12 protein-coding genes are annotated in these 12,028 nt (G+C 58.6%); all 12 read left to right on the forward strand.

The features are described from left to right. Positions 1-2,370, forward strand: a 2,370-nt coding sequence (gene alaS / locus Q0M74_RS09875) for an alanine--tRNA ligase (RefSeq protein WP_293953931.1), incomplete at its 5' end; no start/stop codon positions are given. Positions 2,371-2,585: 215 nt separating this feature from the next. Next, on the forward strand, positions 2,586-3,131 hold the full coding sequence (gene ruvX / locus Q0M74_RS09880; RefSeq protein ID WP_293953933.1) for a Holliday junction resolvase RuvX: 546 nt from the start codon (positions 2,586-2,588) through the stop codon (positions 3,129-3,131). Then, on the forward strand, positions 3,121-4,323 hold the full coding sequence (mltG, locus tag Q0M74_RS09885; RefSeq protein ID WP_293953935.1) for an endolytic transglycosylase MltG: 1,203 nt from the start codon (positions 3,121-3,123) through the stop codon (positions 4,321-4,323). The genes ruvX and mltG overlap by 11 nt, the downstream gene beginning before the upstream one ends. A gap of 52 nt (positions 4,324-4,375) precedes the next feature. Continuing rightward, on the forward strand, positions 4,376-5,212 hold the full coding sequence (locus tag Q0M74_RS09890) for a shikimate dehydrogenase (RefSeq protein WP_293953952.1): 837 nt from the start codon (positions 4,376-4,378) through the stop codon (positions 5,210-5,212). Positions 5,213-5,280: 68 nt separating this feature from the next. Further along, positions 5,281-5,730 (forward strand): prepilin peptidase, encoded by a 450-nt coding sequence (locus Q0M74_RS09895; protein ID WP_293953937.1) that lies wholly within the window; start codon positions 5,281-5,283, stop codon positions 5,728-5,730. Positions 5,731-5,809: 79 nt separating this feature from the next. Then, positions 5,810-7,024 (forward strand): chorismate synthase, encoded by a 1,215-nt coding sequence (gene aroC / locus Q0M74_RS09900; protein WP_293953939.1) that lies wholly within the window; start codon positions 5,810-5,812, stop codon positions 7,022-7,024. Continuing rightward, positions 7,017-7,535: a shikimate kinase gene (locus Q0M74_RS09905; RefSeq protein WP_293953941.1), complete on the forward strand. Its 519-nt coding sequence runs from the start codon at positions 7,017-7,019 to the stop codon at positions 7,533-7,535. Before aroC ends, Q0M74_RS09905 begins: the two co-directional genes overlap by 8 nt. Before the next feature lie 65 nt (positions 7,536-7,600). Then, on the forward strand, positions 7,601-8,701 hold the full coding sequence (gene aroB / locus Q0M74_RS09910) for a 3-dehydroquinate synthase (RefSeq protein WP_293953954.1): 1,101 nt from the start codon (positions 7,601-7,603) through the stop codon (positions 8,699-8,701). Positions 8,702-8,735: 34 nt separating this feature from the next. After that, on the forward strand, positions 8,736-9,173 hold the full coding sequence (gene aroQ, locus Q0M74_RS09915) for a type II 3-dehydroquinate dehydratase (RefSeq protein ID WP_293953943.1): 438 nt from the start codon (positions 8,736-8,738) through the stop codon (positions 9,171-9,173). 147 nt (positions 9,174-9,320) lie between these two features. After that, positions 9,321-10,412: an aminopeptidase P family protein gene (locus Q0M74_RS09920; RefSeq protein ID WP_293953946.1), complete on the forward strand. Its 1,092-nt coding sequence runs from the start codon at positions 9,321-9,323 to the stop codon at positions 10,410-10,412. A 96-nt stretch (positions 10,413-10,508) separates the two neighbouring features. Continuing rightward, positions 10,509-11,072 carry an elongation factor P gene (gene efp / locus Q0M74_RS09925; RefSeq protein ID WP_293953948.1) on the forward strand — a complete coding sequence of 188 codons (564 nt, stop codon included), beginning with the start codon at positions 10,509-10,511 and terminating at the stop codon, positions 11,070-11,072. Positions 11,073-11,172: 100 nt separating this feature from the next. Next, positions 11,173-11,895, forward strand: coding sequence for a transcription antitermination factor NusB (gene nusB, locus Q0M74_RS09930; protein ID WP_293953950.1), 723 nt, complete (start codon positions 11,173-11,175; stop codon positions 11,893-11,895). The last annotated feature ends 133 nt before the right edge of the window (positions 11,896-12,028 follow it).

Genomic DNA, 12,028 nt, shown 5'->3' on the forward strand with positions numbered 1-12,028 from the left:
GCCATCACCCATGCCTGGAGCCTTCTGACCAACTCAGTGGAAAAGGGCGGTTATGGCCTGGATCCGGAGCGTCTCTGGGTCACCGTGTACCTGGATGATGATGAGGCTGCAGAAATCTGGGAGAAGAAGATCGGTGTTCCAGCCGAGCGCATCCAGCGCCTGGGTATGGAGGACAACTACTGGTCCATGGGTGTCCCGGGACCATGCGGACCCTGCTCAGAGATCTACTATGACCGTGGCCCCAAGTATGGCCAGGAGGGTGGCCCGGCTGTTGATGACGGCCGTTACCTAGAGATCTGGAACCTTGTCTTCATGGGCAAGGAACGCGGCAAGGGCCTGGGCAAGGACAACTTCGAGATCATCGGTGATCTTCCCAAGAAGAATATTGATACCGGCATGGGTGTCGAGCGTGTTGCCTGCCTCCTCCAGGGTGTGGAGAACGTCTACGAGACCGACCTGCTGCGTCCTGTCATCGATGTAGCTGAAACCCTCACCGGCACCGCCTACGGAAAAGACACCACCAGCGATATCCGCTTCCGTGTCATCGCCGACCATTCCCGCACCGGCATGATGCTCATCCTCGATGGCGTCACCCCGGGCAATGAGGGACGCGGCTACATCCTGCGTCGTCTGCTTCGCCGCATCATCCGTTCCGCCCGTCTGCTCGGTGCCACCGGTGAGACCATGGAGAAGTTCATGAACACCATCATGGACACCATGACCCCGTCCTACCCAGAGATCGCCGAGAACCGCGAGCGCATCCTGCGGGTGGCCATCACGGAAGAACGTGCCTTCCTCAAGACTCTCGTGTCCGGAACCCACCTCTTTGAAGAGGCTGCCTCCTCCATCAAGTCCTCCGGAAGCTCCACCGTCGCCGGTGCACAGGCCTTCGCCCTGCACGACACCTACGGTTTCCCGATCGACCTGACTCTGGAGATGGCTGCAGAAGCAGGTCTCGAGGTTGACGTTGCGGGCTTCGAATCCCTCATGGCTGAGCAACGCTCCCGTGCCAAGGCTGACAGCCAGGCCAAGAAGCACGGCCACGCCGACCTGTCCATCTACCGCGAGTGGGTGGACAATGACCCCACCGTCTTCACCGGTTTCGAGGAACTGCAGTCACAGTCTCGCGTCCTCGGCCTGCTCAGCGATGGTGCCAAGGTAAATGAGGCAGCGCAGGGTCAGGAGGTTGAGGTCATCCTCGATCAGTCCCCGCTCTACGCAGAATCCGGTGGACAGCTCGGTGACCGTGGTCAGATCACCATGGGCGACACCGTCCTGGATATTCAGGATGTCCAGAAGATCGGCAAGAAGCTCTGGGTCCACAAGGCCGTGGTGGCCAATGGTGGACTCGCTGTGGGCGATGAAGTCGTGGCAGCCGTCGATAAGCAGTGGCGCCATGCCGCACGCCAGGCACACACCGCAACCCACTTGATCCACTCCGCACTGCGTCAGGTTCTTGGACCAACCGCTGTTCAGGCAGGTTCCATGAACAAGCCGGGTTACCTGCGCTTCGACTTCAACTACACCGATCAGCTCACCCCTGAGCAGATCGCACAGATCCAGACCATCACCAACGAGGCTGTGGACACCGACTGGGCCGTCAACACCGTGGAAACCTCCCTCGAAGAGGCCAAGGCCATGGGTGCGATGGCACTGTTCGGTGAAAACTACGGCGATACGGTCCGCGTGGTCGAGATCGGTGGACCATTCTCCATGGAGCTGTGTGGCGGTACCCACGTGGCGCATTCCTCCCAGATCGGCCCTGTGACCCTCCTGGGTGAGTCCTCCATCGGTTCCGGCGTCCGCCGCATCGAGGCCTACTCCGGCCTGAACTCCTTTAACTACCTGTCCAAGGAACGTGCACTCGCTGAAGTTCTGGCCAGCTCCTTGAAGACTCCTTCCGAGGAACTGCCCGAGCGCATCGCCCAGCTGCTGGACAAGCTCAAGGTGGCGGAGAAGGAGATCGACGCCCTGCGTCGCAAGGAACTCGCCGCCAAGTCCGATAAATACCTGGCGCAGGCTGAGGAGATCAACGGTGTGCGTGCCGTTCTGGTCCGCATCCAGGATGGTGTGGAAGCCGGGGACCTGCGTACGCTTGCCACCACCCTGCGCGACAAGCTCAGCAGCGGGGAAGGCCTTGTCATCGTGGCCTCCCGTTCCGCTGACGGCACCAAGGTGCCATTCGTGGCCGGTGCCACCAAGGAGGCTGTCGCTCATGGCGTGCACTCCGGCAACCTGATCAAGCTGATCGGTTCCTACATTGATGGACGCGGTGGCGGAAAGCCGGATATGGCACAGGGCTCCGGCACCAATGCCGATGCCCTGGATGCGGCCTTCAACGCCGTCCGCTCTGAGCTGGAAAACCTGTAGCCTCAACCAACCCGCGGGATTCAAGAAACCTGGTGAGTTGAAAAGACCGGGGTCTTCTTAGATAAGAGGGCCCCGGTTCTTCAGTTCTACCGGGGGTTGGACAGCCCCCTGATGCGTCACCGCTTCAGAAATCCGACTAGATTGATGTGCAATGAGACACACTGCGCTAAATGGGTTCACAACGCAGACTCAGAAGAAAGGTCACCCTTAACCTGATGAAGGTCACCCCAGACACCCCTGGACTTGATGATCCGGGGCCAGGCCGACGCCTGGGATTGGATGTCGGCACTGTGAGGATCGGCGTGGCGGTATCCGACCGCGATGCCAGCCTTGCCATGCCTGTAGAAACCGTTCCCAGGGAATCCGGACTCAAAGGTCCCGATAAAGGCGATATTGACCGGCTCCTGGCCATTATTGATGGATACCAGGTGGTGGAGGTCATCGTCGGTTTACCCCGGGACCTCCAGGGCCATGGTTCCGCCAGTGTGAAACAGGCCAAGGAGATTGCCTTTCGTATCCGCCGCCGGTTAAACAGCGGTAGTCGTGATGTCAGAGTCAGACTGGGTGATGAAAGGCTCACCACGGTGGTGGCCACCCAGGCACTGCGGGCATCTGGGGTCAGTGAGAAGGCCGGCCGTAAGGTCATCGACCAGGCGGCAGCGGTGGAGATCCTGCAATCCTGGCTTGATGGTCGAGCTGCAGCACGTGAAGGACAAGAAGACACCGATGAGAGAAGGGAAACCTCCCACGATGACCAATAAGGCAAAGGGGTCCAGCATGGGGTCCGCTAAGAAACGACGAATGGAACCTGTGTATGTGAAAAGGCGCCAGCGTTTCCTCGCAGTGGTCATCGCAGCACTGATCCTCATCATCGGCGCTGTTATCTACATCGGGGTAGCTACCTCGAACAAGGAAAACACCGTCAATGACTTTGCAGGCTCCGGCAATGGCATGGTCCAGCTGGTGGAGATCCCGGAAGGGTCCTCCATGTCCCAGCTTGGACCTGAGCTTGAAGAGCGAGGCATCGTTGCTACCAATGCTGCTTTCCAGACAGCGGCAACAGCAAACCCGGATGCAGGAAACATTCTGCCGGGCTTCTACCGTCTTCAGGAGGAGATGAGTGGAGCTTCAGCAGTGGCAGCATTACTGGATCCTGCGAACCAGGTGGAATTGGTTGATATCTATGGTGGCGCAACGTTGATGGATGTCACCGTCGTTGGTGGCAACACCCGTGCGGGCATCTACTCACAGATCGCCCAGGTCACTTGCACCGAAGGCTCCACCAGCTGCATCAGTGTAGAGGAGCTGCAGGATGTTGGAGCCAACACTGCTCCGGCAGAACTCGGTGTGCCTGAGTGGGCAGTCGCCGCTGTAGAAGCCCGTGGCGATGATCCCAAGCGACTTGAAGGTCTCATCCTGCCGGGCCGTTATGTGGTCAACCCATCTGCGGATGCCCAGGGTATTCTCACCGACCTGATCACCCGTTCGGCCACCAGCTTGGAGGAATCCGGCATCGTCCCCCGTGCCGAAGCCATCAACCTGACCCCCTATGAACTGCTCAACGCGGCATCACTGATTGAGCGTGAAGCACCAGCCGGTGACTTTGACAAGGTGGCACGTGTAATCCTCAACCGCTTGGAAGAGCCGATGCGCCTGCAGTTTGACTCCACCGTCAACTATGGACTCTCCGAGGTTGAGGTGGCCACCACCGATGCTGACCGTGAAGCTGTGACCCCATGGAACACCTATGCCATGGATGGTCTCCCGGAAACCCCGATCGCAGCAGTATCCATGGAAGCACTTCATGCCATGGAAAACCCTGCGGAAGGCGACTGGCTGTACTTTGTCACCGTCGACGTTGATGGCACCACCGTCTTCAACGACACCTTTGAACAACACCAGGAAGACACCATGCGCGCACTGGACAGTGGCGTGCTGGACAGTAACCGCTAGGTAGAGGACAACAACAGTGACTGAACAGATTTCACCGCAGAGCACACCGGAACTGACACCCGAGGTTACGCACCGCGCGGCGGTGCTCGGCCAGCCGATTGGGCATTCCCTCTCACCGATCCTGCACAATGCCGGCTATGCGGCGCTGGGTCTGGATCATTGGGAGTACAAGCGCTTTGAATGCGATGCTGAGTCACTGCCTGCACTTGTGAATGGGGCTGATGAGACCTACCGCGGTTTCTCCGTGACCATGCCGGCGAAGTTCGCAGCACTGGAGTTTGCTGATGAAACAACTGAGCGTGCCCGACAGATTGGTTCGGCTAACACACTGGTGCGCACAGATGCCGGATGGCGTGCCGATAACACTGATGCGGATGGCATCAAGGGCGCCCTGGGAGAACTCTTGGGGGGTGGTGCGCTCACCGGCCAGCGGGCCGTTGTGGTTGGTGGTGGCGGTACGGCACGCCCTGCCGTGTGGGCTCTGCTGGAAGCAGGCGTGGCACATATCACTGTGATCAACCGTAGCGATCGCACAGCTGAGCTGGCACCACTTTTCGACACCTCCAATACCACCTTGTCCTATGCTCCTCTCGATGGTGCTCTGGAAGCTGAAACCAAGGCTGCCGCCGTGCTCATCTCGGCTGTACCATCAGCCGGCATCCTCGGTCTGGAGGAACAGCTGGCCCATGCACCTGTGCTGGATGTGATCTACGATCCCTGGCCCACGCCACTGGTATCTGTCGCCCGTTCCCGGGGGATTGCCGCTGTGGGCGGACATGTCATGCTGGCATGTCAGGCCTATGGCCAGTTCGAGCAGTACACAGGCGAATCTGCACCACAGGAGGCCATGAGGGCAGCGCTGGAAGCATCATTGGCGTTCACCTCTTAGAACCATAATTTTAAATATTCTCTGACATCCAGGGAACCGGGGACCATGCACTGACAGTCAAACAGTGCATGGTCCTTTTCATCTTCACCCAGGCATTCGTGGTCTGGGTCGCGTTCCTCATGGCGTGGGATATCTGTACCCGCCGCCTTCCTGATCACCTGACCCTGCCGGGTGCGGCAGTCATCGGCCTATGGGCACTGGCGGTGGAACCCCGGCTGCTCATCGGAGGCATGGGATGGTTCCTGCTGTATCTGGTGTCCGCCGGGGTGATGGGAGGCATCGGTGGCGGAGACATCAAGTTCTCACTGGGGTTGGGTACGGTCGCGGCAGCCGGGGGCACACAGGCCTGGATGATCGCGGTGGTGGGGGCATCATTGTTCACAATCATGTTGGCGGTCATTCTGGCCGCAGTATATTCGCATCCACGCATGGGGGAGAGGGTTGATCGGAGGGTGCCGCATGGTCCGGGCATGGGGATCGCCACCTGCGGTGCACTGATGCTGAGTTATGCACTGTGAAGCACCTAAATTATCTCACCTGGTGGGATAGGGAGGGCTGTTTGAGGATTGTTTGTCTCTCCATGCGATAATGCTAGACATGCTTCGATGGACTACAGCAGGTGAATCCCACGGCCAGGCATTGATTGCCACAGTTGAGCACATGCCGGCCGGTGTGCCCGTGACCAAGGATGAGGTCTCCTATCAACTCGCCCGACGCCGACTCGGCTATGGCCGCGGCGCACGGATGAAATTTGAACAGGATGAACTGACCTTCCTCACCGGCATCCGCCACGGCCGCACCCTCGGCAGCCCGATTGCCGTGATGATCGGCAACACCGAGTGGGACAAGTGGACCACCATCATGTCCTCAGACGCACTGGACATGGATGATCCGGACAATGTGGCAGCCATGTCTTCTGGACGTGGTGCAAAACTGACCCGCCCACGCCCAGGGCATGCAGACTTTGCCGGCATGCTGAAGTACGGCTTCGATGATGCCCGCAATGTTCTTGAACGTTCCTCTGCCCGGGAAACTGCAGCTCGCGTGGCAGCAGCCACCATTGCCCGCTCCTTCCTGCGCGAAGCCCTCGGTGTAGAGGTGCTCTCCCACGTGGTGTCCATTGGTCGTTCCACCCCTTATGAGGGACCAGACCCAACCTTCGCCGACATCACCGCCATTGATGAGTCCCCGGTGCGTTCCTTCGGTGAGGACGCCGAGAAATCCATGATCGCTGAGATCGAGTCGGCAAAGAAATCTGGCGACACCCTCGGCGGCATCGTTGAGGTCATCGTGGAAGGTCTCCCCATTGGTCTGGGCTCCCACATCTCTGGCGACGACCGACTGGACGCCCAGCTGGCCGGTGCCCTCATGGGCATCCAAGCCATCAAGGGGGTTGAGGTCGGCGATGGCTTCGAGGAAGCCCGTCGTCGTGGTTCTGAAGCCCATGATGAGATGGTCCGGGATGACAATGGTGTGTACCGCACCACCAACCGTGCCGGTGGCATTGAAGGCGGCATGACCAACGGGGAAACCCTGCGGGTCCGTGCTGCCATGAAGCCGATCTCCACTGTGCCACGTGCACTCAAGACCGTGGATATGGCCAGCGGCAAGGCAGCCACCGGAATCCACCAGCGCTCTGATGTCTGTGCTGTCCCAGCTGCAGGTGTTGTTGCAGAAGCCATGGTGGCTCTGGTGCTCGCACGTGCGGTCCTAACCAAGTTCGGTGGCGATTCCCTTGAAGAAACCAAGTGCAATATCGACTGTTACCTGGAGCGTCTGAACAAACGGATGGAGTTCAACGACGGTGAATAACTCCTCAGGTCCCATTGCTGTTCTGGTTGGCCCACCCGGTGCCGGCAAGTCCACGATCGGTCGGCGTCTGGCACACGCATTGGGAGTAGAGCTTGTTGATAGCGATGAACTCATTGAGGTAGCCATGGGCAAGGCCTGCGGAGAAGTATTCAGTGAACTGGGCGAGCCCGCATTCCGCGAGCTGGAGGCACACCATGTAGCCGAGGCTCTTCACCACGATGGTGTGGTGAGCCTGGGAGGTGGCGCAATCCTCACTGAATCCACCCGGAAACTGCTGAAAGAGCATGACGTGGTGTGGATTGATGTGTCCGTCGCGGAAGGCATCCGCCGTACCGCGGGGGAGCGCACCCGTCCGGTTCTGAAGGCGGCAAATCCGGAAGAGCACTACCGTAATCTCCTGGAAACACGTCGACCTTACTACCAGGAGGTGTCCACGTTCCGCGTGCGCACCAATTCCCGTAGTCCACAACAGGTGGTAGCTGAAGTTCTCCACCACCTGGAAAACGAATAGATTCCCACCAGTTCCTTCACCGGCGGTCAGCTGTTTAATCGCTGGACAACCTTCTGAAAGGCATCCTGAACGTGAGCACCAACATTTTTGATACCGTCAGCGTCAACGGCGCATCCCCCTATGATGTCGTCATCGGTACAGACCTGACTCCGCTCATCGTTGAGCATGCCAAGGACTCAGGTGCCGCCCAGGTGGCCTTGCTGCATCAGCCCGCGCTGGCAGAGGTTGCTGCGGAGATCGATGCAGCCCTGCAGGCTACCGGCCTGAGGGTGTTGCACCTCGAGGTTCCAGACGCTGAGGCTGGAAAGTCGCTTGCCGTAGCCGGTGAATGCTGGGACAAGCTGGGCGACGCCGCCTTCGGCCGCCGTGACATCATCATCGGTATCGGTGGCGGAGCAGCCACGGACCTCGCTGGTTTCGTGGCAGCCGCATGGATGCGTGGCGTCCGCGTGATCCAGGTACCCACGACGGTCTTGGGCATGGTGGATGCCGCCGTCGGTGGCAAAACCGGCATCAACACAGCGTCTGGTAAGAACCTCGTCGGTGCCTTCCATGAACCGGATGCGGTGTTCATTGACCTCAACCGCGTGCTGACCCTTCCGGATGAGGAGATCATTGCCGGATCCGCTGAAATCATCAAAACCGGATTCATCGCCGATGAGGAGATCCTGCGCCTCTACGAATCAGACCCGGCAGCTTGTCTGAAGAAAGAGGTGGAGGGTTCCCACCTCCCAGAACTCATCGCGCGTTCCGTACGGGTGAAGGGTAGCGTGGTCAGCGCTGACCTCAAGGAATCCAACCTCCGCGAGATCCTCAACTACGGCCACACCTTCGCCCATGCGGTGGAACTGCGTGAAGATTTCACCTGGCGCCACGGCAATGCGGTGGCGGTGGGAACGATGTTCATCGCCCACCTCTCCCATGACCTGGGCCTTATCGACGCCGCCTTGTTGGAACGCCACCGTGTGATCCTGCAGGCGATCGGTCTGCCGACGACCTATGAGGCAGGTGCCTTCGAGGAACTCTACGAAGGCATGACCCGCGACAAGAAGAACCGTGATGGACACATCCGCTTTGTCGCACTCAAGGATGTCGGAGATGTCACTCGCATTGAAGGCCCCACCCGTGAAGAACTGGTCCGTGCCTACGAGGCCATCAGCAGCTAACCACCGCTTTAGCAGGATAAGGAAACTAACACGCATGCATGTTCTGGTGATCAACGGACCCAACCTCAACCGTCTAGGTAAACGACAGCCGGAGGTCTATGGCTCCACCACACTGGCTGATGTGGAAACCATGGTGCGTACACGGGCAGAGGCGCTGGCTGTGGAGGTCAGCTTCGTCCAATCCAACCACGAAGGTGAGCTGATCGACGCCGTCCACAATGCGGCTGATCAGGGTTGGGCGATCATCATCAACCCCGGTGGATTCACCCACACTTCGGTGGCATTACGCGACGCTCTGGCAGAGATTGCCGACGGCACAGGCTTCGTGGAAGTACATATATCTAATGTTCATGCCCGTGAACCTTTCCGGGCCCACAGCTACCTGTCACCGATTGCGCGCGGCGTCATCGCTGGTCTAGGAGTCAAGGGCTATGAACTGGCCCTGGAATACCTGGCTTCAGAGAAAGCCTGACACACCCGCTCTTTGGCAAATGCTCTCCTCGGCGTGATTCTCGTACTAAATTGGCTATAACCTTTGAGTAAAAATGCAGAGACAAGTTTCTCCGCGCCGTCCATCCCTCAAAGTGATGGTGGCAGCGGGGGAGAAGGAGCGATACACATGGCTTTGGCTGATACACGTTTTGCTACCCGCAGGCGAGCACTCGCTGCCAAGCTGGCAGCCCAGAGGATTGACTCGATTCTGGTGACTAGCCCGATCCACGTCCGCTATCTCAGTGGTTTTACCGGATCAAACGGTGCACTGCTCCTGAATAAGGATCTGTCTGCACGGATCTGCACCGATGGACGCTATGTCACTCAGATCGCTGAAGAAGTCCCGGATATTGAGGCGCTGATTGAACGCACCTCAGCCACCTCACTGCTGGCGACCGTCGAAGGCCCCCGCCGCGTGGCATATGAGGCACAACAGACCACAGTGGCCCAGCTTGAGAGCTACCAGGAGGTTCGCGGGGAAGATGTGCAGTTGATTCCTGTCTCCGGCAACGTGGAGGCCATCCGTCTGCGCAAGGACCCCTTTGAACTGGACCGTCTCCGTGAGGTGGCGGCACTGGCATCCCAGGCATTTGAAGATGTGCTGGCTGCTGGTGAACTTGCTGAAGGTCGTTCCGAACGTCAGGTTGCGGCTGATCTCGAGTACCGCATGCGCATGCTCGGCGCAGAACGCACCAGCTTTGACACCATCGTGGCTTCTGGCCCGAACTCCGCAAAGCCACACCACAACGCCGGAGACCGCGTCATTCAGCGTGGTGACTTGGTCACCCTCGATTTCGGTGCACATGCCCGTGGATTCAACTCCGATATGACCCGCACCCTGATCATGGGTGAGGCGGGAGATTTTGAAACCGAGATCTATGACGTGGTTTTGCGTGCCCAGCTTGCTGGTGTGGAAGCTGCCTACGCAGGCACCGAACTCGTGGATATTGACAAGGCTTGTCGCTCGGTCATTGAAGATGCAGGTTATGGCGAGTACTTTGTGCACTCAACCGGCCATGGCGTCGGCCTTGAGGTTCATGAGGGACCATCAGCCTCGAAGACCTCCGTCGGGGTCCTCGAAGAGGGTTCCACACTCACCATTGAGCCGGGAATTTATGTTCCTGGCAAAGGCGGCGTCCGCATTGAAGATACCTTGATCATCACTCACGGAGCACCGGAAATCATCACCAAGGTGAGTAAGGACCTCCGCGTGGTGTAATCTAGGTTAGCTAATCGTCCTCATCCCTTGGCAGGGCCCCTCAGGGGCCTTTTGGATGAGAGGCGCCCACTACGCAAAACAAGGGAGATCATAAGCGTGGCATCTACCGCTGATTTCAAGAACGGTCTTGTACTCAAGGTCGACGGCAAGCTGCAGCAGATCGTTGAATTCCAGCACGTCAAGCCGGGCAAAGGCCCAGCATTCGTGCGCACCAAGCTGAGGGACGTTGTCACCGGAAAAAACGTTGACAAGACCTGGAACGCAGGTGTCAAGGTTGAGACCGCAACTGTTGATCGCCGCGACATGACCTACCTGTACAACGACGGTAACTCTTTCGTTGTCATGGATGATCAGAACTACGAGCAGTTTGAGCTGAGCCCTGAAGCCTTCGGCGACGCTGGCCGCTTCCTGCTTGAAAACATGCGCGTCCAGGTGTCCTTCCACGAAGGTGAAGCCCTCTTCGCTGAGCTGCCTGTATCCGTGGATCTGCGTGTCGAGCACACCGATCCGGGTCTGCAGGGTGACCGCTCCACCGGTGGCAGCAAGCCAGCAACCCTGGAGACCGGCGCCGAGATCCAGGTCCCGCTGTTCATCGAGACCGGTAACGTTCTCAAGGTGGACACCCGCGACGGTTCCTACCTTTCCCGCGTCAACAACTAAGATTCTTTAAAGAATTTCCAGTACCACCCCGAAAAGTTATCTGCCTGCAGTTACGCCGGAGGATAGCTTTCACCATTTGAACAGGAACTAAGAACTCAACGTGAGTGAGAGTCGACAAGGCTATAAGCGCCATGGATCCCGCTACAAGGCACGCCGTCGTGCCGTGGACATCCTCTTCGAGGCAGAGTCCCGTGATGTGGACCCAGTAGCGATCATCGATGACCGCCGGAAACTATCCCGTGCCATCGAACCCGCCGTTGCCCCGGTGGCTGAATACACCGAAGCCATCATCAACGGCGTAGCCGTCGAACTCGATGCCATTGATGTGTTCCTCTCCGAGCACATCGCAGAGACCTGGGTTCTGGAGCGACTCCCCTCAGTCGACCGTGCAGTACTGCGCGTTGCCTGCTGGGAAATGATCTACAACCCGGATGTTCCTGTCACCACCGCTGTCGTGGAAGCTGTCGAGATCGCATCGCAGTACTCCACCGACAATGCCAGTGCGTATATCAACGCCACTCTTGACGGCATGGCAGCCAAGATCGACATACTGCGTGAACGCGCTACCGGTCCACAGGCCGTCATCGCTGGTCAAGAATCTCTCATCGATGATGAAGACGACAGCAACGACGATATCCCGGTTGCACCATGGGATGACTCCATCGATGCTGTTGACCCTGATGGAAGTGGGGAAGAGGTCGGGGAAGAGGTCAGCGAGCAGGAGCCAACTCCGGATCCTATCGTTGAGCAGCCAGCCTCTGAAGCAATACCTGCTTCCGAGGAAGCTGTTGCTGAAGACACCACTGAGGCAGAAAGCAAGTAGCCTCCTTCCCAGCTGGGAACAGAACTGAGGCCTTCTCACCTCCGAATTTCCTCGGAGGCGAGAAGGCCTCAGTTCTGTTTATCAACCAGGATGATTAGTCCGTGGCGTATTCCTCGGCTGCCTGCTCCACAGC

Origin of the sequence: uncultured Corynebacterium sp., assembly GCF_945649885.1 — a bacterium.
Classification (GTDB): domain Bacteria; phylum Actinomycetota; class Actinomycetes; order Mycobacteriales; family Mycobacteriaceae; genus Corynebacterium.

Bases quoted from the DNA above. Each gene is read 5' to 3' on its own strand.
- aroC (WP_293953939.1), top strand. From the start codon at position 5,810: ATGCTTCGATGGACTACAGCAGGTGAATCCCACGGCCAGGCATTGATT.
- mltG (WP_293953935.1), top strand. From the start codon at position 3,121: ATGACCAATAAGGCAAAGGGGTCCAGCATGGGGTCCGCTAAGAAACGA.
- ruvX (WP_293953933.1), top strand. From the start codon at position 2,586: ATGAAGGTCACCCCAGACACCCCTGGACTTGATGATCCGGGGCCAGGC.
- Q0M74_RS09920 (WP_293953946.1), top strand. From the start codon at position 9,321: ATGGCTTTGGCTGATACACGTTTTGCTACCCGCAGGCGAGCACTCGCT.
- Q0M74_RS09895 (WP_293953937.1), top strand. From the start codon at position 5,281: ATGGTCCTTTTCATCTTCACCCAGGCATTCGTGGTCTGGGTCGCGTTC.
- aroQ (WP_293953943.1), top strand. From the start codon at position 8,736: ATGCATGTTCTGGTGATCAACGGACCCAACCTCAACCGTCTAGGTAAA.